We start from the raw sequence: 21,815 nt of genomic DNA on the forward strand, positions 1-21,815 counted from the left end.
GCGCCCGCGCAACCGCTGCGCCCGGCAAGGGGGTGGAGCCGCAATGACACAGCGGCGGCCCGGGTCACGGCGCGACAGGCGACGCCGGGGGGCTGTCTGCCCCCCGGACCCCCCGAGGATATTTTTCTCACAGTGAAGGGGAGGGAGCACGGCCCCCTGTCTGGCCCTTCAGGGGTATGGCGGGATTGCCCCACCGGGGCGGGAGTGGGACGGGCGGGAGGAAACCAGGCAAATGCGGCGGGCGCCATGACGCGCCCCCGGCCCGCTTGCGTCAGCGTTCGGTGCGCAGCCCCAGAAGTTCGACCACCCCGTCGGGTGCGAATAGCATGAGCGAACCGACCTGCATGAGCGACACCGGCTCTTGCGGTGCAAGCTCGAGCCAGGCGCCGTCGCGCAGGGCGCGGGCAAGCCAGTCTTCCACCCCCGCCTGAAGCCCGGCCAGAACCGGCCCCGGCAGCACCCGCCCCGCCGGGCGCAGGGCCTCGGCTGTATGGGTCTGCAGGCCGCGCCCGGTGTAATGATCCAGCAGCGCGTCAAGCCCGCGGTCATGCAGGGCAAGCCCCGCGCGCTTCAGGCTGATGCCGGCGATCTCGGCGGGAACGCCGGGCAGCATCTCGGCCCCGCCGGCCGATTGCGGCACAATCGCCTCGATGTCGAAATCCAGGTCGGCCAGCCCCGAAAGGGTCATATCGAGCCCCAGCGCCACCGCGCCTTGCTCGCCCAGCCGGGCCATCATGGTGAAATCGCCTGCGACCCGTTCGCCAGGGATGCGCGCAAGCAGATGCGCGGGCAGGGCGATATCCTCGGGCAGCAGGTCGCCCAGGGGCAGATCGATCGCGTCGATTTCAAGCGCAACCTCGCCTTCGGCATCGAACAGCCGTGCAAGCAGCGGTGCATTGCCCGCATTGCCCGGGATGAGCCGCGCCAGATCGGCGCCGGAGGCCCGCAGCGCAAGGCGCTCGGCCGCCATCAGCAGCCGGTTGCCGTTGCGGGCGCCGAGGTCGACTATTTCAAGCGCAAGATGGGTGAGGGCGCCGTTTTCGGGGCCTGTGTCGGCCTCGATCCGCAGGGCGCTGATATAGCCTTCGGTGCCATCGGCGGCGCGGGCCTGCACCTGTTCCAGCGTGCTGCTCAGGGCAAGGCCGCAGGTCTCGCCGGTGCCCTGGCGCAGGATCGACAGCTCGGCCTGCCCCACCCGCAGCGCCTCCGGCCCCGCCTGGCCAAGCGACATCGCGTCGGGATCGGCAAGCATGACCACATCGCTGCCGCGCAGGCGCAGCGTCGCGGGCCGGTCTTCGGCGCAGAAGTCCTGATCGGGCGCGCCGCGCGGGTCGAGCAGGTCAAGCGCGGCGGTGTGGCTTGCCGCAAGCGTGCGTGCGGTCATCTCGCCGCTGCGGCCCTCGCGGCCCAGCTCCAGCAGACGCACCCCGTCGAGGCGAAAGGCCTCCGGCCCGGCGGTTTCGTCAAGCTGGAGCCTTTCAGCCAGCAGCACCACCGCGCCGCGCTGAAGCCGCAGGTTGCTGGCCTCCGGCGGGGTGCTTTCGGGCAGGGGCAGCAGCCCGACGCGCCAGCCCGCGGCTTCGGCGGCGGCCTCGAAACCCGAAAAATCCGGTGTCTGCGCCGCCACGGGCTGTGCGGCCGCCATTGCAAGGGCCAGCCCCAGCTTCGCGCCGCTGCGCCACCGAAATGCCAGCATCCTGCACTCCCTCGTGCTTGCCCGCCTGTCGGTGGCCGGCGCGGCCGCCGATCGCGATGCGGGGTTTCCTGATAGCCGTGTTTAACGTCTCTCTCCGCGCCGTCCAGCCCTGTACGCCGAAACCCGCGCACGTCCTCGCGAGGGGACGCGCCGCGCGCCGGTCACCGCGCGGCCCGGATCGGCGCGAAAGAGGGCTTTGCCATTGGCGGCCGGCTGGCCTAGCTAGGGCGGACCAGATGCTTCGGTGCGGGCCGGGGCAAATTCCGTGCAACAGGAGGACGCGCCAGATGGACAGGGCAACATACGAAAAAGGCATGAAAATCCGCCGCCGCACCATGGGAGACGCCTATGTGGACAAGGCGATGGAGCGGATGGACGATTTCACCAGCGAATTTCAGGAACTGGTCACGACCTATTGCTGGGGCGAGATTTGGGGTCGCGAGGGACTTGAGCCCAAGACCCGCTCGATCATCAATCTGGCGATGATAAGCGCGCTCAACCGCCCGCACGAGCTGGCCGGGCATGTGCGCGGGGCGCTCAACAACGGGCTCACGCGCGACGAGATCAAGGAAGTGCTGCTTCAGGTCGGCATATATTGCGGCGTGCCCGCGATGGTCGACAGTTTCCGCGTGGCGCGCGGGGTGCTCGATGCGATCGATGCCGAAGCGGCCGGCCAGGAAGGCGACAGCGAAAGCTGAGCGGCCGCCGCCGCCGCCGCCCACGCCCACGCCCACGCCCCGCGCGGCGGATGGTGCGGTCAGCCGCCGCGCGTGCCGCGGCGCGCGCGGCGGGTCAGGATCACCCCGGCGGTGGCGATGGAAAGCGCGACGATCACGATGATGATCGTGGCCAGCGCGTTGACATCGGGGCTGACGCCCAGCCGCACCTTGGAAAAGATCACCATCGGCAGGGTCGAGGCCCCCGGCCCGGACACGAAGCTTGCGATCACCAGATCATCGAGGCTGAGCGTGAAGGCCAGCAGCCAGCCCGCCACCAGCGCCGGCGCGATCACCGGCAGGGTGATGTCGAAGAACACCCGCACCGGCCCCGCACCCAGATCCTGCGCGGCCTCTTCCAGGCTTTCATCCATGTCGCGCAGGCGCGAGCCGGCGATCACCGCAACGAAAGCCAGGCAGAAGGTCGTGTGCGCGATGATCACGGTGAGTAGCCCGCGCCCCGCGGGCCAGCCGAAGGTGAGTTCCATCGAGATGAAGAGAAGCAGCAGCGACAGCCCGGTGATGACCTCGGGCATGACCAGCGGCGCGGTGGCCATGCCGGTCAGCAGGAGCCGCCCGCGAAACCGCCCGAACCGCGCCAGCACCAGCGCCGCCAGCGTGCCCAGCACCGTGGCCAGCGTCGCCGAGGCGAAGGCGATCTTGAGGCTGACCCAGGCCGCGCCCAGGATCTGCCGGTCGGTGAACAGCGCCACATACCAGCGTGTCGAGAACCCCGCCCAGACCGTGACAAGCCGGCTTTCGTTGAAGGAAAACACTATCAGCGACACGATCGGCGCATAGAGGAATATGAAGCCCAGCGCCGCGAGGATGGGCAATGTCCAGCCGCGCCTCATTGATTCAGCCCCCGCCGGTCGAGCCAGCTTTGCAGCCACATGATCGGCGCCACGACCAAAAACAGCATGACGATGGCCACCGAGGCCGCCACCGGCCAGTCGCGGCTTGAGAAGAACTCATCCCACAGAACGCGGCCGATCATCAGCGTGTCGGGTCCGCCCAGAAGCGCGGGGATCACGTATTCGCCAATGGCGGGGATGAACACCAGCATGCAGCCGGCGATGATGCCCGGCACCGAAAGCGGCAACGTGACGGTAAGGAAGGTCGTCACCGGCCCCGCGCCCAGATCGGCCGAGGCCTCGAGCAGCTGATCGTCGAGCTTCACCAGGTTGGCGTAAAGCGGCAGGATCATGAAGGGCAGGTAGGTGTAGACGATGCCGATCTGCACCGCGAGGGTGGTCTGCATCAGGACCAGCGGTGTGTCGATCACCCCCAGCATCATCAGCGTGGAATTGATCAGCCCCTCGCGCTGCAGGAACCCGATCCAGGCGTAGACGCGCAAGAGAAAAGAGGTCCAGAACGGCAGGATCACCAGCAAAAGCAGGATGGTGCGCCGCGGCTCGGGGCTGCGGGCTACGTAATAGGCGATGGGGTAGCCGATCAGCAGCGCGAACACCGTCGAGGTAAAGGCGATCCCGATCGAGGACAGATAGGCGTTGCGATAGAGCGCGTCAGCCAGCAGGAAGCGGTAATTGTCGAGGCTGGCGATGATGTTCAGCGTGCCGTCCGCCGCGCGGTCCCACAGCGGCGAGTAGGGCGGGCGGGCGATCATCACCTCGGCCAGCGAGATCCGCCCCAGCACGAAGAACGGCACCAGAAAGAACACCAGCAGCCAGAGCATCGGCACCGCGATCACCAGCGTGCGCCCGGAAAGGCCCAGCGCCGCAAGCAGCCGCGCGGTGCGGCCCCGGCGCACGGCCCGCGCGCCCAGCCCGGCGGCGTCTGCGCCCGGATCCGGCCGCGCGCTCATTCGGTCAGCACCCGGCAGGCCATGGGCTGCCAGCTTGCCCAGACCTCTTCATCCCAGCTGATCGGGTCTTCGTCGCGCAGGCGGTTCGACTGGCTAGCGCGCAAGAGCCGCCCCGAGGGCAGCCGGATGCGGTAGCTCGACAGGTAGCCCATGTAGCCCATGTCCTCGACCGTGACGCGATGCAGGTTCGCCGTGCCTTCGGGCTTGCTGCGGCTCAGGGCGATGCGCTCGGGGCGGAGCGCGATCCAGACGGTCTGGCCACGGCTGAGCCCCGCGCGGGGGCTGACCAGCACCGGGCCGGCCTCGCGCGTGTCGATGCGCATCTGGTCGCCGGCAGCCACATCGACGCGGCCTTCGATCAGGTTCACCGAGCCGATGAAATCAGCCACATGGCGGGTGGCAGGGGTTTCGTAGATTTCGCGCGGCTCGCCGATCTGGACGATTTCGCCCTCGCTCATCACGCCGATCCGCGTGGACAGCGTCATCGCCTCGTCCTGGTCATGGGTGACGACGATGAAGGTGACGCCCAGCGTTTCCTGGATGCGGATCAGCTCGAACTGGGTTTCCTCGCGCAGTTTTTTGTCGAGCGCGCCCAGCGGCTCGTCCAGAAGCAGCAGCTTGGGCTGTTTGATCAACGCGCGGGCAAGCGCCACGCGCTGGCGCTGCCCGCCCGAAAGCTGGTCGGGCTTGCGCCGCGCCAGATGGCCCAGCTTGACCAGCTTGAGCATCTCGGCCACGCGCTCCATCGCATCTGCCTTGCGCATCCCCTCGCGCAGCAGGCCATAGGCCACGTTCCTTTCCACCGTCATGTGCGGAAACAGGGCGTAGGACTGGAACATCATGTTCGTGGGCCGCCGGTGCGGCGGGACCGACGACATGTCTTGCCCGTCGATCGTCACCGTGCCCTCGCTGGGCTTCTCGAACCCGGCAAGCATCCGCAAGAGCGTGGACTTACCGCAGCCCGAGGCGCCGAGCAGGCAGAATAGCTCGCCCCGGTAAATATCCAGATCCACCGTATCGACGGCGGTGAAATCGCCGAAACGCTTGCTCAGCCCCCGGATCGAGATGAAGGGCCGCGCCTGCGCGTCGCGCCAGGGCCGGGTGTCGGCCGCCAGTCTCGTGTCGGTCATTCGTGTTGCCGCTCGCAATACCGCCCCGCCGCAGATCGGGCGGGGCGCATTTCACTGTTGCCCGCGCTTACTGGCCGGTCCGCACGCGGGTCCAGAGGCGGGTGACGACACGGTCGATGGCGGGCGGGTATGCCTCGCTCGTCCAGAGATTGGCCTTCACTTCGTCAGGTGGAAAGACCGAGGGGTCGTTAGCCACTTCTTCATCGACAAATTCCATCGAGGCCGCGTTGGCATTCGCATACCAGACATAATTGGTGATGTCGGCGGTGATCTCGGGCTCCATGATGAAGTTGATAAAGGCATGCGCGCCATCGGGGTTAGGCGCATCTGCCGGAATCGCCATCATGTCGAACCACAGAAGCGCGCCTTCCTCGGGGATCATGTATTCGATCTCGATGCCGCGCCCTGCCTCCTCGGCGCGGTCGCGCGCCTGGAACACATCGCCCGACCAGCCCACGGCCACACAGATTTCGCCATTGGCCAGGTCAGAGATGTATTGCGACGAATGGAAGTAACGCACATGGGGCCGTACGCTCATAAGCAGTTCGACAGCTGCATCGAAATCGGCCTGATCGGTCGAACGCGGATCGAGTCCGAGGTAGTTCATCGCGGCCGGTAACATCTCCACCGGTGTATCGAGATAGGTGATGCCGCAATCGGCCAGTTGCGCGGCGATCTCGGGGTCGAAGATCAGATCCCAGCTTGACGGCTCATAACCCTCACCCAGCCGTTCGGCCACGGCATTGACGTTATAGCCGATGCCGGTTGTGCCCCACATGTAGATCACGCCGAATTCGTTGCCGGGGTCATAATCTGCCGCCCGCGCCATCAGGGCCTCGTCCATGTTGACCAGGTTCGGCAGTTTCGACTTGTCGAGCGGCATGTAGACGCCCGCGGCGATCTGGCGCTGCATGTAATCCGAGGTGGGCACCACCACGTCGAACCCCGACGACCCGGCCAGCAGGCGCGCCTCGAGCGTGTCGTTGGAATCGAACACGTCGTAATTCACGGCGATCCCGGTGGCCTCGGTGAACTTGGCCAGCGTGTCCTCGGCGATGTAATCGGACCAGTTGAACACGTTGATCGTGTCGGCCTGGGCGGCGGAGGCCAGAGTTGTGGACCCGGCCAGTATTGCGAGCAAGATTGGTTTTTTCATGTTTCTGTCTACTCCCTGATGGCCGGCCCTGCCGGCAGGAAAGGAACGAACGCCCCGCAGCTTGCAGGGCACGCCCCGCGCACGCCTCGCGCCCCATGCTGCCAACCTTGCCGCAAAAGGACGGAATCGCGCCGGTTATAGCTACCCTAAGCGGGGCTTGGCCCGCCGAACAAGTGGTGAATGCGTTATCCGGCCGGCAACCGGGCTGCGCTGCTGCTGAAACGTGCAGGCAAAGGCGATGGCCGGGGCAGGGCGCCGGTTGCCGCCCCGCAGGGAGTGCTTGCCCTGCCGGCGGCCCCTGTTCATGATACGCTAAATCAGCATTGCATGAGGCGCAGAGATGGCCGCAGACCCTCGTGATCCGCCGTTTGGCTCGGTCTGGGCCTTTTTTGCGCTGACCTTCGCGCTGTCCTGGGGGCTTGTCGGGCTGTTCCTGGTCGCGCCCGGCCCGGTCGAGGCGCTGTTCGGCCCGGTGCGGGCGGCGCATCCGCTTTTCATCCTCGGGGTCTATTCGCCGGCGATCGCGGCTTTCATCCTGGTGCTCCGGCATGGCGGGTGGCGCGGGCTGCGGGGGTTTCTGGCGCGGCTGCTGCTGTGGCGCGCGCCCATCGGGTGGTATCTGCTGCTTCTGCTGGGCTTGCCTGCGGTCTCGCTGCTGGGGGCGGCGATTGGCGGAAACCTCACGCGCGAGGCGCTGGCGCAGCCGCCGCTTGGCACGCTTCTGGCGCTTGTCGGCTTCATGCTGATCCTTGGCCCGATCGAGGAGTTCGGCTGGCGTGGCTATGCGCTGCCGCTTTTGCAGCGACGGATGGCGCCGGTCTGGGCTGGGCTGTTGGTGGGGGTGATCTGGGGCCTATGGCACCTGCCGGCCTTCTACCTTGGCGGCACACCGCAAAGCGACTGGGCCTTTCTGCCCTTCCTGATCGGCATCATCGCGGTCAGTGTGATCCTGACGGCGTTTTTCAACGCGGCGCGGGGCAGCATTCTGGTGGCCGTGCTGTTCCACTGGCAGCTCAACATGCCGATGTGGCCCGACGCGCAACCCTGGGACATGTATCTCTTCGCGGCGCTGGCATTGGCCGTGACCTGGGCCAAGCGCGACGCCATGTTCAGCCGTGAAGGCGCGGCTACGCGGATCATGCAGCACTGACCGGCCCCGGGGGGCGCACGCCCGGGCCGCAAGCGGCCCGTGGGGGGTGAAGCCCATCAGGCGCGTGCCTTCCATCGTGTTCCCCACCTGACACAAAGTTCCCCGTCTGACTCTGGTGCGCCCCCGGTTGCCCGGACGAACCTCCGCGGGGCGGCCATGCGGGCATGCGCCATTCGGGTGTCGAGCCGTGTATCGCCGTGCCGGGGGGCGGCCCGGCGATGCGCGGCGGCCTTCGGCCTCGATGCCGCGCAGGGCGCGTGTCAGTGAAAGCTTCAGGGTGCTGGGCCCGTGTTCGATACCATACTTTCATCGGGTATCTTATGTCGGGCGGGGAACACTAGCGGGTCAGCACGATCGGCACCTTGCACGAGCGGATCATCTCGGTCGTGGTCGAGCCGATGATCATGCTGCGGATGCGCGAATGCCCGTAGGCGCCCATCACGACCATGTCGAAGGGCGCTTCCTCGACCAGTTTTCCCAGCGCGGTTTCCGGCTGCCCGGCGATGACCTGCGTCTCGACGGTGATGCCTGCGGCGGCCAGCATCGCCTGTGCATCGGCCAGGCCCTTCAGGGTAGCGTCGCTTTCGCTGCCCACGGTGGCGACGGTCACATGCAGCCCCGCGTAAAGCGCCGTGCGCGCGACGTGATCGACCGCCCGCATCGCCGAGGCCCCGCCATCATAGGCGACCAGCACGCGTTCAATCGGTCGAAAGGCGCGCGAGGCCACGAAAACCGGCCGCGTGCTGGTGCGCACGATGCGTTCCAGGTTCGAGCCGAGATGCCCCTTGGCGAAATCCGCGGCCTCGCCACGTTTGCCGATCAGGATCATTTCCGCCGTGGCGTCCAGCTCGGCCACGGTATCGACGATGTCGCCATGGCGCAGGCGGGTGGCGATTTCGTTGATGCCCGCGCGGTCGATGACGGCGCGCGCATCTTCCAGAATGGCGCGTCCGCGATGGGCGACAAGCTTTGCCCGCTGCGCGTCCAGCTCGGCCAGTTCCTCAAGCAGCGCCGAACGCGCGCCCAGGGCGATGGAGCCGGAATAATCGGCCTTCTCGGCGCCCTCGCGCCGGCCGAGGATGTGCAGCAGCTCGACCGCCCAGCCGGTGCGCCCGGCCACCCAGGCCGCATGATCGCACACGCTTTGCGCATAGATCGAGCCATCCACCAGCGCGACGATTTTCTGTGTCATGTCGGTTGCCCCCTCAATGCGCCATCAGCTTGTCCATCGCGCCCGGCTTGTCGTGAATCGCCAGCCGGTCGACGATGGTCTCGGATGCCTTGTTCATGCCGCGAATCTCGACCTCGGCCCCGTCGCGGCGGAACTTGAGCACCGCCATGTCCAGCGCCTGCACCGAGGAGATATCCCAGATATGCGCGCGTGACACGTCGATGATGATGCGCTCGGGCGCTTCCTTGAAATCGAAGGCCGCCATGAAATCCTCGACCGAGCCGTAGAAAAGCTGCCCCTCGATTCGATAGGTGCGCACGCGCCCGTCGGCGCTGATGTCGGTGGTGACACGGAAAAGCTGCGCGATCTTGGCGGCAAAGAAGATGCCCGACAGAAGCACCCCCACCAGCACCCCGATGGCCAGGTTGTGGGTATAGACCACCGTTGCCACCGTCGCGATCATCACGATCGAACTGGAACGCGGGTGGCTGCGCAGATTGGTAATGGACGACCACGAAAAGGTGCCGATCGAGACCATGATCATGATCGCCACCAGCGCGGGCATCGGAATGATGCTGACCAGATCGCCCAGCCCCACCACCATGACCAGCAGGAACACTCCGGCGGCGAAGGATGACAGCCGCCCCCGTCCGCCGGATTTGACGTTGATGATCGACTGTCCGATCATCGCGCAACCGGCCATGCCGCCGATGAATCCGGTGGCGGTGTTGGCAATGCCTTGTCCCACGCATTCCTGGCTGCGGTTCGAGGTGGTATCGGTCAGGTCATCGACGATGTTCTGCGTCATCAGACTTTCCAGAAGGCCCACCACCGCCACGGCCACCGAATAGGGCAGGATGATGAGGAATGTCTCGAAGCTCAGCGGAATGTCGGGGATCAGGAACACCGGCAGCGTATCAGGCAGCGCGCCCATGTCGCCCACCACCCGCACATCCAGCCCCAGCGCCCAGGCCAGCGCCGTCAGCACCACGATCGTGACCAGCGGCGCGGGAACCGCGCGCGTGAGCAGCGGCAGCAGGTAGATGATCGCCAGCCCGCCCGCGACCATCGTATAGGTGATCCAGGTGACGTTGCGGGGGTCAAGCTCGGGCAGCTGTGCGATGAAGATCAGGATTGCCAGCGCGTTGACGAAACCGGTCATCACCGATTTCGAGACATAGCGCATGATGAATCCCAGTTTCAGCAGCCCCGCGCCGATCTGCAGCAAGCCCGCCAGCACGGTCGCGGCCAGCAGGTATTCCAGCCCGTGGTCGCGCACCAGCGTGACCATCAGCACGGCGGTGGCCGCGGTGGCCGCCGAAATCATGCCGGGCCGCCCGCCGGTGATCGCCGTGATCACCGCAATCGAAAAGCTCGCATAAAGACCCACCTTCGGGTCCACGCCGACGATGATCGAGAATGCGATCGCCTCGGGGATCAGCGCCAGCGCGACAACCAGCCCCGCAAGCAGATCGCCGCGGATATTGCCGGCCCATTGTCGGCGGTAAGCATCAAGTGAAATCATTCATGTCCTGCTCCATGCCCGCAAGGTGCTGACCCTGCTGGCCGGAGAGCCTTTTTCTTTGCGTTGTCCGGCGGATTGGCGGCCGGAGTAGCCACCCGGCGCGCGCACGCCCGGGTCCGTGTTTGCCGGGGGAATTACTTGCTGCAGTGCAGAAAGCCAAGGCGTGAAATGCGCAAATATGTTGCAGACGTTCGGAAGTTCGGCCGCGGGCCGTGCCGGCCGGAGAGCCCGAAACGCCGAAGGGCCGCGCGTGGCGGCCCTCGTAAGTCATTCAGATGACTTGGCAAATTGGAGCGGGCGATGAGATTCGAACTCACGACCCCAACCTTGGCAAGGTTGTGCTCTACCCCTGAGCTACGCCCGCGTCCTTGGTGAGGCGGGATTTACAAACTCCGACGCGAGGCTGCAAGGGGAAAATTGCCCCCGCTCGCAAAGAATTCCGGCAAAGATTTCCGGTTTCGGTTCCCGGCTTGGGGCTGGGCCGCGGGGCGGCGCCCGGCAAGGAGCGTGCAACGGGCTGCGCGCGCAGCGGTAACAGCTGTTTGGTTTTCCTGGGCGATCAATCCTCCGCCATCGCAACGGTCGCCGCTGCCACCCGGCGCGCGGCCCGGCAAGGAGGGACGGAAATGGACACTTTCCCCTGGCAGGGCGCTGCACGGGCGCTTCCGGCGAGGGCCTTCGCCGATGCCGCCAAGGTTCTGGGCTGCGCCGAGGCCGAACTGCGCGCGGTCTGGGAGGTCGAGGCGGGCGGACGGCACTTTCTGCCCGATCGTTCGCTACTGCGGCGGTTCGAGCCGCATCATTTCCCGGCAGGGCATTGGCAGGCGCTGGGGTTCGCGCCGGGCCGGCGTGCGCCCTGGCGGGCCAGTCTGGCGCTGCCGGGTGCTGCGCGCGAGGCGATGCTGTGCCGGGCATTCGCCCTCGATGCCGAGGCGGCGCTGCGCGCGGCAAGCTGGGGCGCGCCACAGATCATGGGGTTCAACTGCCGCGAGGCAGGATTCGGCTCGGCGCAGGAGATGGTCGTGGCGATGGCGGGCGCGGCCGAGGCGCAGCTTGCCGCCTTTGTCGCGCTGATCCGCGCCTGGGGGCTGGGCACGGCCCTGCGCGCGCATGATTGGGAGAGATTTGCCAGACGCTACAACGGCTCGGGCCAGGCGGCCGAATATGCCCGCCGGATGGAGGCGGTGTACCGGCGCCATGGCGGCGGGGCGAAAAGCCCCGTGGTACTGCGCGTGGGCGCGCGCGGCCCGCAGGTGCGGCAATTGCAGGCGGCGCTTGGCGTGGCCGACGATGGTGCCTTCGGGCCGGAAACGCTGGCGGCGGTGCGGTCCTTTCAGGGCAAGGCGGGGTTGCCGGTGGACGGCGTCGTTGGCGCGCGCAGCTGGGCCGCGCTTGAGGGGCGTGCAGCGGCCGGGGGCACACCGGTGCATCCGCCGGCACAACCCACCCCCGCCGATGCGCTGGCCGATCAGCTGCGCGGCTTTGCCGGGGCGGCGGCAGCGATGTCGGCGCTGGCGGCGACGCTGGGCGAGTTTCGCGCGGTCTTGCCCGACCAGGTGTTCACGCTGGCGGCCTTTGGCGCGGTGGGGTTCGCGCTGGTCGGGGCCGGCGCCTGGGCGTGGCGTCGGGTGCGGGCATGAGCCGGCATTTGATGATCGCGGCGCTTTTGCTGGCGCTGCTGGGCGCGGCCTATGGTCGGGGCTGGGCCGACCGGGGCGCGCGTGAGCAGGCGCGCAGCGCCGCCCTGCTGGCAGAACGCGACCGCGCCGCCGCACGGGTCATCGCACTGGCCGAGGCCTTGCGGCACGCCCGCAGCGCCCGGGCCGCACTTGCCGCCCGGCTGGAAGCCGCCGCACAGGAAGATGAAACGGCCGGGCGCATGGCGCTGCCCGCGCGCGCCGCCGACCGGGTGCTGCAGCGATGAGGCATGCGTTGTGCCCGATGCTGCGCGCCCTGCTGCTTGCCCTGCCGCTGGGCCTGCTGGCGGCCTGCGGCCCGCGCCCGGCCAGCGACCTGCCCGATCCGCCCGAAGCGCTGCTGACTCCCTGTCGCGCGCCGCAAAGCTGGGTGCCGGGCCGCGCCCTTGCGCAGGCGCAGGTGGAAACCCTGTGGGGGCGTGATCGCGATGCCCTGCGTGCCTGTGGCGCGCAATTGCGCCTGCTGGGCGAATGGGCGCAAGGCATGGCCGGGGCGGGGCGCTGATCCTGCGCGCGACGCTCAAAGCGGCGCAATATCGCCCTCGGCCCGCAGGGCGTGGAACCCGGCGACGAAGGCGGCAAGCCGGCCCTCGCTGATTGCCGCGCGTAACCCGGCCATCAGGTCTTGGTAATATTGCAGGTTGTGCCAGGTCAGCAGCATCGCGCCGATGATCTCTCCCGCGCGCACTGTGTGGTGCAGATAGGCCCGGCTGTAGCCCCGGCAGGCGGGGCAATGGCAAGCCTCGTCCAGCGGGCGCGGGTCGTCGCGGTGGCGCGCGTTGCGCAGGTTGATCTGGCCGCGCGCCGTCCAGCCCTGGCCGGTGCGGCCTGATCGCGTGGGCAGCACGCAATCCATCATGTCGATGCCGCGTTCCACAGCGCCGACGATATCGTCGGGCTTGCCCACCCCCATCAGGTAACGCGGGCGGTCGGCGGGCAGCATTTCGGGGGCGTAGTCGAGCACGCCGAACATCGCCGCCTGGCCCTCGCCCACGGCCAGCCCGCCGATTGCGTAGCCGTCAAAGCCTATGCCGCGCAGGGCCTCGGCACTCTCCTCGCGCAGGTCGCGCTCCAGCCCGCCTTGCATGATTCCAAACAGCGCGTGCCCGGGCCGGTCGCCGAAGGCCTCGCGCGAGCGCGCGGCCCAGCGCATCGACAGCCGCATCGAGGCCGCGATCCGGTCGCGATCCGCCGGCAGGGCGGGGCATTCGTCGAAGGCCATCACGATGTCCGAGCCAAGCAGCCGCTGGATTTCCATGCTGCTTTCGGGGCTCAGGTGATGCGTCGCGCCGTCGATATGCGACTTGAAGCGTACGCCCTCCTCGGTGATGCGGCGCAGGTCCGACAGGCTCATCACCTGGAACCCGCCCGAGTCGGTCAGGATCGGGCGCGCCCAGTTCATGAAACGGTGCAAGCCGCCCAGCCGCGCCACCCGCTCGGCGCCGGGGCGCAGCATCAGGTGATAGGTGTTGCCCAGCAGGATATCGGCGCCGGTGGCGCGCACGTTCTCGGGCAGCATCGCCTTGACGGTGCCGGCGGTGCCCACGGGCATGAAGGCAGGTGTGCGGATCTCGCCGCGCGGGGTCGTGATGACGCCGGTGCGGGCGCGCCCGTCGCTGGCCTCCAGGCGAAATTCAAACCGTTGCGTCACGTCGGATCTGCCCTCGCGCGGTGTCTTGCGGCCCGCTTGATGCGCCAAATTCGCGCAGAAGCCAAGGCCGCGCGGGAAATCCCCCGGCTGGGGGTGGACGGGGCCGGGGTTAAACCTTATCTTTCCGCTAGGTTTTTAAGTGAGGCGTCCATGACCACCCAGGTGCAAGACACGGCGCAAGGCGAGCCGCTGATTCCGCCCTCCAGCACGGAGCATCCCCTCTACGACCAGATCGTGGAGGCCTGCCGCTCGGTCTACGACCCCGAAATCCCGGTCAATATCTATGATCTGGGGCTGGTCTACACGATCGACATCTCCGACGAGAACGAAGTGCGCGTGCTGATGACGCTGACCGCCCCGGGCTGCCCCGTGGCCGGCGAGATGCCCGGCTGGGTGGCCGACGCGATCGAGCCGCTCGACGGCGTCAAGCAGGTCGAGGTTCAACTTGTCTGGGAACCCCCCTGGGGCATGGACATGATGAGCGACGAAGCGCGGCTGGAATTGGGGTTCATGTGATGTTTGGAATTCCTGGCAAACAGGCCGTGACGCTGACTCCGCGCGCGGTGCGCCAGATCACCCGCCTGATGGACCGCGACAGCGTCAAGGGGTTGCGTATCGGCGTCAAGAAGGGCGGCTGCGCGGGCATGGAATACACCATGGAATACGTCGCCGAGGTCGAACCGCATGATGAAGTGGTCGAGCAGGACGGCGCGCGGGTAATCATCGCCCCGATGGCGCAGATGTTCCTGTTCGGCACCGAGATCGATTATGAAACCTCGCTGCTCGAAAGCGGCTTCCGGTTCAACAACCCCAACGTGTCCGAGGCCTGCGGCTGTGGCGAATCGATCAAGTTCCACGATGACGCGGAGATGAAGCAGCGCGCCGGCTGATCGGCCGCCACCACTGGGCCCCGCCGGCGCCGCGCCGCGCCGTCTGATCCATCTTCGGGCCGACCCGCCCGGCGAGCAGCGCGCCCCGGCCCGCGTCTTGCGGCGCCCATCCCTTCACTGTGAAAAAAATATCCGCGCCGCAGGCCCCCGCCGGCCAGAGGCGCGCGGTCGGGGAGATGCGCGTTTCGCGGCCCCACCCCGTCACTGCGGCAACCACCTTTTCTTTCCCGGCAGGCTTGCATAGTCTCGCCCGGGATGTCTCGGGAGGGTGCAATGCGCCGCAAGCTGATCGCCGGAAACTGGAAGATGCACGGGCTGGCCGACAGGCTTGCCGAGGCTGAAAAGCTTTCCGAGGCGTATCCGGACCCGGCCTGCGAGGTGGTGCTCTGCCCGCCCGCCACGCTGATCTCGCGCATGTGGGAGGTGCTTCTGGGCGGTGGCATCAGGGTCGGCGCGCAGGATTGCCACCCCGCTGAGGCAGGCGCACATACCGGCGACATTTCGGCGGCGATGCTGGCCGATGCCGGGGCAAGCCATGTGATTGTCGGCCATTCCGAACGCCGCGCCGACCATCATGAGACGGATGCGCTGATTGCCGCCAAGCTGCACGCGGCACATGGCGCGGGGCTGGTCGCGATCCTGTGCCTGGGCGAGACCGGGGCCGAGCGCGACGCGGGTGCGGCGCGCGATGTGGTCACGCGCCAGCTCGAGGCCGCGCTGCCCGCCGGCGCGCGGGCCAAAGACACAGTGATCGCCTATGAACCGGTATGGGCCATCGGCAGCGGGCGCACCCCCACGCCCGCCCAGATCGCCGAGGTTCACGGCACCTTGCGCGCGGCGCTGCAGCGCCTTGTCCCCGATCAGGCCGACGGGATGCGGCTGCTTTATGGCGGGTCGGTCAAACCCGCCAATGCGGCGGAGATTCTGGCCATTACCGATGTCGACGGGGCGCTGGTGGGGGGCGCCTCGCTCGATGCCGTGGATTTCAGTGCGATCATAGCCGCCGCCGAGGCGCTGTCCTGACCCCGCAGGCGGGATCGCACCGTTCACGCGCAATTCACCCGGGCCGCCTCTCGCTATGCCCGAAAACATGCTAGAATAATGCACCTATTCATCCACAGTGGGAGGACTCCGGGATGAAGATGTCACTCTATACGCTGATCCTTGCCGGTGCGCTGGCCGCCACGCCTGCGCTTGCGGCCCAGTGCCCCGCGCTCATGGCCGAGATCGATGCCGCACTTGCCACGGCCGAGCTTTCTGAGGCCGATCTCGCGCGCGTTACGGAACTGCGGCAGCAGGGCGAAGAGGCACATGCGGCGGGCAATCACCCTGAATCCGAGGCTGCGCTGAACGAGGCGCTGGAAATCCTCGGCCAGGGCTGAGCCACACCCGCGGCGGGGCGGTTGCGAGACCCGCCTCGCTGCGGCGGAGTGGAACATGTCGGCGGTGAAGATGGTGGGTGATGGAGGATTCGAACCTCCGACATCTACGATGTGAACGTAGCGCTCTACCACTGAGCTAATCACCCGACGGGCGTTTCTCTAGCCGCTTGCGCGCGGGTCTGCAAGGGCTTACGGCGCGGTGCGGCGCACAAAATCCGTGCGGTTCCGGGGCTGGGCGGGAGGTGCGATTCGGCGTGCTGTGCCCCCCGCCTCAGCCCGGCGGGCCAAGGCGTCTGCGTTCGGGGATGACCTGTTGCGCGGGGCCGGCGAGGATCAGGTAGATCGACGTGATCATCAGCGTCAGGCTGACCCATTCGGGCTGCGCGAAATCATAAAAGGCGGCCAGCGCGGCGGCGGCTGTCCAGGCCATCGCGGCGGGCAGGGTGAGGCCGCGCCAGCGCGCCGTGCGCACCGGGTGGACGAATTTCAGCGGGCTGAACATCGCTACGGCCAGCAGCACCACGATGCCCAGCGTGGCCCAGAAGGGCGGGGTCAGCGCGAAGACCACGAGCGCCAGCATGTTCCAGCAGGCCGGAAACCCGGCGAAGGTGTTGTCGGGGTTCTTCATCCGCGTATCGGCGAAATAGATCACGCTTGCAAAGGTTATGACGATGATCGCGGCCCAGCCTGTCCAGCCCGGCAGCAGCCCGGACTGAAAGAGCGCAAAGGCCGGAATGAAGACATAGGTCAGGTAATCGATGATCAGGTCGAGCAGCACGCCGTCGATCTTCTGCGCATGGGTCTGCACGTGAAAGCGGCGCGCCAGCGGGCCGTCGATGCCATCGACGATGAAGGCCACCACCAGCCAGGCGAACATCAGGCTCCAGCGTTCCTCGACCGCGGCAAGCATCGCCAGCATGGCGAACACGGCGCCCGTGGCGGTGAAGAGATGAACGAAATAGGCGCGCAGCTTCGGTGTCATCGGGCGTTCATGCCCCAATCCTTGTAGCCTCGCAACGGTTTCATGCCCTGGGGTGCGCGGCTTCGTAGGCTTCCATCAGCCGCGCGGCATCGACGCCGGTATAGGCCTGTGTCGTCGACAGAGAGGCATGGCCGAGCAGTTCCTGAATGCTGCGCAGATCGCCGCCCGAGGCCAGCAGGTGCGTGGCAAAGGAATGGCGCAGCGCGTGCGGGGTGGCACTGGCGGGCAAGCCCAGTTGCAGCCGCGCGGCCTCCATGACACGGGCGACCTGCCGCTGCCCCAGCGCCCCGCCGCGCACCCCGCGAAACAGCGGCGCGTCGGCTTGCGGCGGGTAGGGGCAAAGTCGCAGATAGGCCCCGACCGCCGCGCGCGCCGCCGGCAGCAGCGGCACGATGCGTTCGCGCCCGCCCTTGCCGCGAATGCGCAGCGCCTCGCCCAGCGGCAGCGCCGCACCTGTCAGCCCCAGCGCCTCGGATATCCGCAGACCGCAGCCGTAAAGCAGTGTCACCACCGCCACGTCGCGCGCCGCCACCCAGGGCCCGCGCGCCTGCAGGCCCACAGTGCCCAGCACCTCGCGTGCGCCCTCCACGCTGAGCGGGCGGGGCAGCTTGCGCCGGAAGCGCGGGCTGCGCGCGGCCAGCACGGCGGTGGCGTCGAATCCCTCGCGCTCGGCCGCCCAGCGGAAAAAGCTGCGCACCGACGACAACGCCCGCGCCAGCGACCGCGCGCCAACGCCGCGCTCGCGCTCATGCGCCATCCAGGCGCGCATGTCCGATTGCGTGACCCGCGCGAGCCCGGCCATGCCTGCCGCGCCGCCATGATGCATCGCCAGAAAGGCCAGGAACCCGGCAACATCGGTGCGATAGGCGGTGACGGTGTTTTCGGCCAGCCCCTCGACGCCCGAAAGCCGCGATGCCCAGGCCTCGAGCGCGTCGCGCAGCGCGGGGCTGATGGCCAGACTCATGACAGCCAGCGGCGCATCGCCCGTTCGAACGCGCCTGCGAAAAAGCCCAGAAGGTCGGTGCCCTGGCCGGGGCGGAACTGCGCCGCATCTTCCGACCCCATCACCAGCATCCCCGGCAGCCGCCCCGCGCCGAGGTCGAGCCGCATGATCGCCTCCGACCGGATCGCGTCGGCGCGCGCGCCATGAATCGCGGTGCCTGCGGGCACATCGTGACGCAGGATCACCTGGCGGCGGCTTGGTGCGCGCCCGTTCGACATGTAGGCGGCCACCTCACCCGGCGCGGCCACATGCAGCACACCGCCCAGCCGCTCTAGTGCCGGCTCACCGCCAGGCTGGCGTGATTCGAGCACCAGCCGCACGGTATCGACGCGCAGGATGTCGCGCACATCGCCTGCCAGCACTTTCAGGAAATCCTCGAAACCGGGTGGATCGAGCAGCGCCAGCACCGCGCGATGCACCTGATTGGTGCCTGCTAGGTTCTCATAGGCTGCGGCGATCACGGCGCGGTGGGTTTCCTCAAGCCGGTCGAGCCGCCCTTCGAGCCGCTCCATCGCCATGCCGCGCAGATCGACGATATTGCCGCCCATGCTGCGCTCATTGGCGCCCATGAGCGCGGCCATGACCTCGCGGTCATCGAGAATCGCGCCCGGATCCGCGAGAATCCGCGCGCGCAAATCATCATCCATTACTGCCTGACCCGCCGAGCCTGCCCGTGCCATTCCTGCCTCGTTTTTCGTGCCCTCGCCGGGGCGTTTGCGGCAGTATAGCGGATGCTTAAAGGATTTTCTGCCCCGTTTTTTCCCAATCCTTCATGAAGGCGTCCAGGCCCTTGTCGGTCAGCGGGTGCTGCGCCAGCTTGCGGATCACTTCGGGGGGCGCGGTCATCACGTCGGCCCCTGCCAGGGCGGCCTCGGAGACATGGTTCACCGTGCGGATCGAGGCGGCGAGGATCTGCGTCTCGAATCCGTAATTGTCATAGATCTGGCGGATGTCGCGGATCAGCTCCATCCCGTCGAGGTTGATGTCGTCGAGCCGGCCGATGAAAGGCGAAATGAACGTGGCCCCCGCCTTGGCCGCCAGCAGCGCCTGGTTGGCGCTGAAACACAGCGTGACATTGACCATCTTGCCCTCGCCCGAGAGCACCTTGCAGGCTTTCAGCCCGTCCCACGTGAGCGGCAGCTTGACCGCGATATTGGGGGCGATCTCGGCCAGCTTGCGGCCTTCGGCGATCATCGCATCGGCCTCCAGCGCCACGACCTCGGCCGAAACCGGCCCCGAGACGATGCTGCAGATCTCGCGGGTGACTTCGATGATGTCGCGGCCAGATTTCAGAATCAGCGACGGGTTGGTCGTGACCCCGTCCACCATGCCCAGATCGTTCAGGTCGGTGATGGCGGCCACATCGGCGGTATCGACAAAGAATTTCATGTTCGCGGTCCCGTGGGTTAGATCGGTGTTTCGGGGCGCTTCTAACGCATGAGGGGCGCGCCCGGAAGGGGAAGCGGGAAACAGGCATGAGCGAAGAGCGGTTTTTCGAACCTGGCAGCCGCCTGGGCGTGCTGACCACGCAGCCGGTGGGCAGCGTGCTCGATTATCGCGCGCCCGGGGAGGGCTGCGCGGAAGGCGCCTTTGTCGAGGTGCCGCTGGGCCCGCGCAAGGTGATGGGCGTGGTCTGGGGGCCGGGCGAAAGCGACCTGCCGCTGGCGCGGCTGCGCCCGGTGCTGCGCGTGCTCGATGCCGCACCGCTGCGCCCGGAGATGCGCGCCTTTCTGGCTCGCGCGGCGGCCTATACGCTCACGCCGCTGCCGCTGATGCTGCGGATGGCCACCCGCGCACCCGGCCTTGCCGAAGGCCCGGCCACCCGCCGCGTCTATCGCCCCGGCGATGCCCCGCCGCCGCGCATGACCGAGGCGCGCGCGCGTGTGCTCGCGGTGGTCGAGGAATATGGCGGCGCGGCCTTCACCCTGCACGAGCTGGCCGGGGCCGCCGGGGTCAGCGCCTCAGTGGTCAAGGGGCTGGCCGCGTCGGGCGCCCTGCGCGAAGAGGAAGCCCCGCGCGACAGCCCCTATCCGAGGCTCGATCCGGCGCGGCCGGGGCTTGCGCTCAATCCCGAACAGGCGGCGGGCGCGCAGGCGCTGCGCGCAGCGGTTGCGGGCGGCGGATATGGCACGACGCTGCTCAAGGGGGTGACCGGCTCGGGCAAGACCGAGGTTTACCTTGAGGCGGTGGCCGAATGTCTGGCGCAAGGCCGGCAGGCGCTGGTGCTGCTGCCCGAGATCGCGCTCAGCGCCGAGTTCCTGGCCCGCGTCGAAGCCCGCTTCGGCGCGCGCGCCGCCGAGTGGCATTCGGGCGTGACCCAGACCGAAAGGCGGCGGCTGTGGCGCATGGTGGGGCAGGGCGGCGCAAGCCTTGTCGTGGGCGCGCGCTCGGCACTGTTCCTGCCGTTTCGCGACCTTGGGCTGATCGTCGTCGATGAGGAACACGACAGTTCCTACAAGCAGGAAGACGGGGTGCTTTACAACGCGCGCGACATGGCGGTGCTGCGCGCCTCGCTGGCGGGGGCGCAGGTGGTGCTGGCCTCGGCCACGCCTTCGCTGGAAAGCTGGGCCAATGCCGAGGCCGGGAAATACGCGCGCATCGACCTGGGCGCACGGTTCGGCACCGCCGAGCTGCCCGAGATGCGCGCCATCGACCTGCGCGCCGAGCGCATGGAAACCGGGCGCTGGATCTCGCCCAGCTTGCGCGCGGCGGTCGAGGCGCGGCTGGCGGTGGGCGAGCAATCGCTCTTGTTTCTCAACCGCCGCGGCTATGCCCCGGTGACGATCTGCCGGGCCTGCGGCCAGCAGGTGGAATGCAGCGACTGCGACGCACGCCTGGTCGAGCACCGCTTTCTAAAACGCCTGGTCTGTCACCAGTGCGGCGCCACCCGGCCGGTGCCCGAGGCCTGCCCCGGCTGCGGCGCCGAGGGGCGCATGGCCCCTGTCGGCCCCGGTGTCGAGCGGCTGGCCGAAGAGGCGGCGGCGATCTTTCCACAGGCGCGGGTGGTGGTGCTGTCATCCGACCTGTTCGGCTCTGCCCGCGCGCTCAAGGCGCAGATCGCAGCCATCGCGGCGGGCGAGGCCGACATCATCATCGGCACGCAACTGGTGGCCAAGGGGCACAATTTTCCGTTGCTCACGCTGGTGGGGGTGATCGACGCCGACCTGGGGCTGTCGGGGTCGGACCTGCGCGCGGCAGAGCGCACCTTCCAGCTGATGCGCCAGGTGGCGGGGCGCGCGGGGCGCACCGGGCGGCGCGGGCTGGCGCTGATCCAGACCTGCCAGCCCGAGCACCATGTGATCCGCGCGATTCTCTCGGGTGACGAGGAAGGATTCTGGCAGGCCGAGGCGGCGCAGCGGCAGGCGATGGCGATGCCCCCCTATGGCCGGCTGGCCGGCATCGTGATCTCGGCGCCCGAGCCGCAGGCGGCCTTCGATCTGGGCGCCGAACTGGCCCGCCGCGACGCGCCGCTGCGCCGGATCGGCGCGCAGGTCTTCGGCCCGGCGCCGGCGCCGATCGCACGAATTCGCGGCCGCCACCGGGTGCGGCTGCTGGTCAAGGCGGCGCGCGGGGCGGCGATCCAGGCGGCTGTCTCGGAATGGCTGGCACAGGTCAGGCCGCCAGCCAGCATCCGCCTGAGCGTCGATATCGACCCGCAGAGCTTTTACTGAACGCGCGGCCCGGGCTGGTCGCCCGGGCCAGGGCCTTGAAGGCATGGCAGCTCGTGCGCCTGTCCCTGATAAGACCTCTGCATAACACGGCACCCGCCAAAGGGCCTGCCCGGCGGCAACGCCGGGCAGCGCCTGCCATTCCGGGGGCTTACGCCGCCCCACCGGGGCGA

22 protein-coding genes, 2 tRNA genes and 1 other annotated feature are annotated in these 21,815 nt (G+C 68.1%); of the genes, 10 read left to right on the forward strand and 14 right to left on the reverse strand.

The genetic code is table 11. The features are described 5' to 3' along the window. Positions 1 to 271: 271 nt before the first annotated feature. Complete coding sequence (locus DQ229_RS00295) at positions 272 to 1,696, reverse strand: hypothetical protein (RefSeq protein WP_114964280.1); 1,425 nt, start codon at positions 1,694 to 1,696, stop codon at positions 272 to 274. 287 nt (positions 1,697 to 1,983) lie between these two features. Between DQ229_RS00295 and DQ229_RS00300 the strand changes: the two genes are divergently transcribed. Beyond that, a complete protein-coding gene (locus DQ229_RS00300) occupies positions 1,984 to 2,394 on the forward strand; it encodes a carboxymuconolactone decarboxylase family protein (RefSeq protein ID WP_114964281.1) in 411 nt (136 codons plus the stop codon). Between the two features lie 59 nt (positions 2,395 to 2,453). On the opposite strand, the gene DQ229_RS00305 is transcribed toward DQ229_RS00300, so the two are convergent. From DQ229_RS00305 to DQ229_RS00320, 4 genes are all read right to left on the reverse strand, one after another. Beyond that, positions 2,454 to 3,266, reverse strand: coding sequence for an ABC transporter permease subunit (locus tag DQ229_RS00305; RefSeq protein WP_114964282.1), 813 nt, complete (start codon positions 3,264 to 3,266; stop codon positions 2,454 to 2,456). Then, positions 3,263 to 4,108: an ABC transporter permease subunit gene (locus DQ229_RS00310; RefSeq protein ID WP_238380901.1), complete on the reverse strand. Its 846-nt coding sequence runs from the start codon at positions 4,106 to 4,108 to the stop codon at positions 3,263 to 3,265. The genes DQ229_RS00305 and DQ229_RS00310 overlap by 4 nt, the downstream gene beginning before the upstream one ends. 125 nt (positions 4,109 to 4,233) lie before the next feature. Continuing rightward, positions 4,234 to 5,367: an ABC transporter ATP-binding protein gene (locus DQ229_RS00315; protein WP_114964284.1), complete on the reverse strand. Its 1,134-nt coding sequence runs from the start codon at positions 5,365 to 5,367 to the stop codon at positions 4,234 to 4,236. A 67-nt stretch (positions 5,368 to 5,434) separates the two neighbouring features. Continuing rightward, positions 5,435 to 6,523 carry a polyamine ABC transporter substrate-binding protein gene (locus DQ229_RS00320; RefSeq protein ID WP_114964285.1) on the reverse strand — a complete coding sequence of 363 codons (1,089 nt, stop codon included), beginning with the start codon at positions 6,521 to 6,523 and terminating at the stop codon, positions 5,435 to 5,437. Between the two features lie 340 nt (positions 6,524 to 6,863). On the opposite strand from DQ229_RS00320, the gene DQ229_RS00325 reads away from it, so the two are divergent. Further along, complete coding sequence (locus DQ229_RS00325) at positions 6,864 to 7,673, forward strand: type II CAAX endopeptidase family protein (protein ID WP_114964286.1); 810 nt, start codon at positions 6,864 to 6,866, stop codon at positions 7,671 to 7,673. Positions 7,674 to 8,010: 337 nt separating this feature from the next. On the opposite strand, the gene DQ229_RS00330 is transcribed toward DQ229_RS00325, so the two are convergent. The 3 genes from DQ229_RS00330 to DQ229_RS00340 all read right to left on the reverse strand — a co-directional run bounded on the left by DQ229_RS00330 (position 8,011) and on the right by DQ229_RS00340 (position 10,733). Next, positions 8,011 to 8,865, reverse strand: coding sequence for a universal stress protein (locus DQ229_RS00330; RefSeq protein ID WP_114964287.1), 855 nt, complete (start codon positions 8,863 to 8,865; stop codon positions 8,011 to 8,013). Positions 8,866 to 8,878: 13 nt separating this feature from the next. Continuing rightward, on the reverse strand, positions 8,879 to 10,369 hold the full coding sequence (locus DQ229_RS00335) for a SulP family inorganic anion transporter (RefSeq protein WP_114964288.1): 1,491 nt from the start codon (positions 10,367 to 10,369) through the stop codon (positions 8,879 to 8,881). 61 nt (positions 10,370 to 10,430) lie between these two features. Further along, positions 10,431 to 10,490 (reverse strand) — a sequence feature (sul1 is cis-regulatory element that is thought to sense ions involved in sulfur or methionine metabolism; They are found in Alphaproteobacteria). Positions 10,491 to 10,658: 168 nt separating this feature from the next. After that, a tRNA-Gly gene (locus tag DQ229_RS00340) sits at positions 10,659 to 10,733 on the reverse strand. 262 nt (positions 10,734 to 10,995) lie between these two features. Here DQ229_RS00340 and DQ229_RS00345 point away from each other — a divergent pair. From DQ229_RS00345 to DQ229_RS00355, 3 genes are read left to right on the forward strand one after another with little or no spacing between them, the layout of a single operon-like run. After that, complete coding sequence (locus DQ229_RS00345) at positions 10,996 to 12,009, forward strand: N-acetylmuramidase domain-containing protein (protein WP_155326402.1); 1,014 nt, start codon at positions 10,996 to 10,998, stop codon at positions 12,007 to 12,009. Continuing rightward, on the forward strand, positions 12,006 to 12,293 hold the full coding sequence (locus tag DQ229_RS00350) for a hypothetical protein (RefSeq protein WP_114964290.1): 288 nt from the start codon (positions 12,006 to 12,008) through the stop codon (positions 12,291 to 12,293). Before DQ229_RS00345 ends, DQ229_RS00350 begins: the two co-directional genes overlap by 4 nt. Then, positions 12,290 to 12,571 carry a hypothetical protein gene (locus tag DQ229_RS00355; protein ID WP_155326403.1) on the forward strand — a complete coding sequence of 94 codons (282 nt, stop codon included), beginning with the start codon at positions 12,290 to 12,292 and terminating at the stop codon, positions 12,569 to 12,571. Before DQ229_RS00350 ends, DQ229_RS00355 begins: the two co-directional genes overlap by 4 nt. Before the next feature lie 15 nt (positions 12,572 to 12,586). Here DQ229_RS00355 and tgt read toward each other — a convergent pair whose 3' ends face one another. Then, complete coding sequence (gene tgt, locus DQ229_RS00360) at positions 12,587 to 13,717, reverse strand: tRNA guanosine(34) transglycosylase Tgt (RefSeq protein WP_114964305.1); 1,131 nt, start codon at positions 13,715 to 13,717, stop codon at positions 12,587 to 12,589. A 150-nt stretch (positions 13,718 to 13,867) separates the two neighbouring features. Here tgt and DQ229_RS00365 point away from each other — a divergent pair, with 150 nt between their 5' ends. The 4 genes from DQ229_RS00365 to DQ229_RS00380 all read left to right on the forward strand — a co-directional run bounded on the left by DQ229_RS00365 (position 13,868) and on the right by DQ229_RS00380 (position 15,989). Then, complete coding sequence (locus DQ229_RS00365; protein ID WP_114964292.1) at positions 13,868 to 14,233, forward strand: SUF system Fe-S cluster assembly protein; 366 nt, start codon at positions 13,868 to 13,870, stop codon at positions 14,231 to 14,233. Beyond that, a complete protein-coding gene (locus DQ229_RS00370; RefSeq protein ID WP_114964293.1) occupies positions 14,233 to 14,607 on the forward strand; it encodes a HesB/IscA family protein in 375 nt (124 codons plus the stop codon). Before DQ229_RS00365 ends, DQ229_RS00370 begins: the two co-directional genes overlap by 1 nt. Positions 14,608 to 14,880: 273 nt before the next feature. Beyond that, positions 14,881 to 15,630, forward strand: coding sequence for a triose-phosphate isomerase (gene tpiA / locus DQ229_RS00375; RefSeq protein WP_114964294.1), 750 nt, complete (start codon positions 14,881 to 14,883; stop codon positions 15,628 to 15,630). A gap of 113 nt (positions 15,631 to 15,743) precedes the next feature. Beyond that, positions 15,744 to 15,989 carry a hypothetical protein gene (locus tag DQ229_RS00380; protein WP_238380900.1) on the forward strand — a complete coding sequence of 82 codons (246 nt, stop codon included), beginning with the start codon at positions 15,744 to 15,746 and terminating at the stop codon, positions 15,987 to 15,989. A gap of 71 nt (positions 15,990 to 16,060) precedes the next feature. On the opposite strand, the gene DQ229_RS00385 is transcribed toward DQ229_RS00380, so the two are convergent. The 5 genes from DQ229_RS00385 to fsa all read right to left on the reverse strand — a co-directional run bounded on the left by DQ229_RS00385 (position 16,061) and on the right by fsa (position 19,363). Continuing rightward, a tRNA-Val gene (locus tag DQ229_RS00385) sits at positions 16,061 to 16,135 on the reverse strand. 125 nt (positions 16,136 to 16,260) lie between these two features. Continuing rightward, the gene (locus DQ229_RS00390) at positions 16,261 to 16,971 is read right to left on the reverse strand and encodes a CDP-alcohol phosphatidyltransferase family protein (protein ID WP_114964295.1); all 711 of its coding nucleotides are present in this window, start codon (positions 16,969 to 16,971) and stop codon (positions 16,261 to 16,263) included. Positions 16,972 to 17,011: 40 nt separating this feature from the next. Beyond that, positions 17,012 to 17,935, reverse strand: a complete 924-nt coding sequence (locus tag DQ229_RS00395) for a tyrosine recombinase XerC (RefSeq protein ID WP_114964296.1) — start codon at positions 17,933 to 17,935, stop codon at positions 17,012 to 17,014. Continuing rightward, positions 17,932 to 18,654, reverse strand: coding sequence for a DUF484 family protein (locus tag DQ229_RS00400; protein ID WP_114964297.1), 723 nt, complete (start codon positions 18,652 to 18,654; stop codon positions 17,932 to 17,934). The genes DQ229_RS00395 and DQ229_RS00400 overlap by 4 nt, the downstream gene beginning before the upstream one ends. Before the next feature lie 55 nt (positions 18,655 to 18,709). Beyond that, positions 18,710 to 19,363 carry a fructose-6-phosphate aldolase gene (gene fsa / locus DQ229_RS00405; protein ID WP_114964298.1) on the reverse strand — a complete coding sequence of 218 codons (654 nt, stop codon included), beginning with the start codon at positions 19,361 to 19,363 and terminating at the stop codon, positions 18,710 to 18,712. Positions 19,364 to 19,449: 86 nt separating this feature from the next. Here fsa and DQ229_RS00410 point away from each other — a divergent pair, with 86 nt between their 5' ends. Beyond that, positions 19,450 to 21,645 (forward strand): primosomal protein N', encoded by a 2,196-nt coding sequence (locus DQ229_RS00410; RefSeq protein WP_162300707.1) that lies wholly within the window; start codon positions 19,450 to 19,452, stop codon positions 21,643 to 21,645. Positions 21,646 to 21,815: the final 170 nt, after the last annotated feature.

The sequence above is a fragment of the Alkalilacustris brevis genome (assembly GCF_003350345.1).
Taxonomy (GTDB): Bacteria; Pseudomonadota; Alphaproteobacteria; order Rhodobacterales; family Rhodobacteraceae; genus Alkalilacustris; species Alkalilacustris brevis.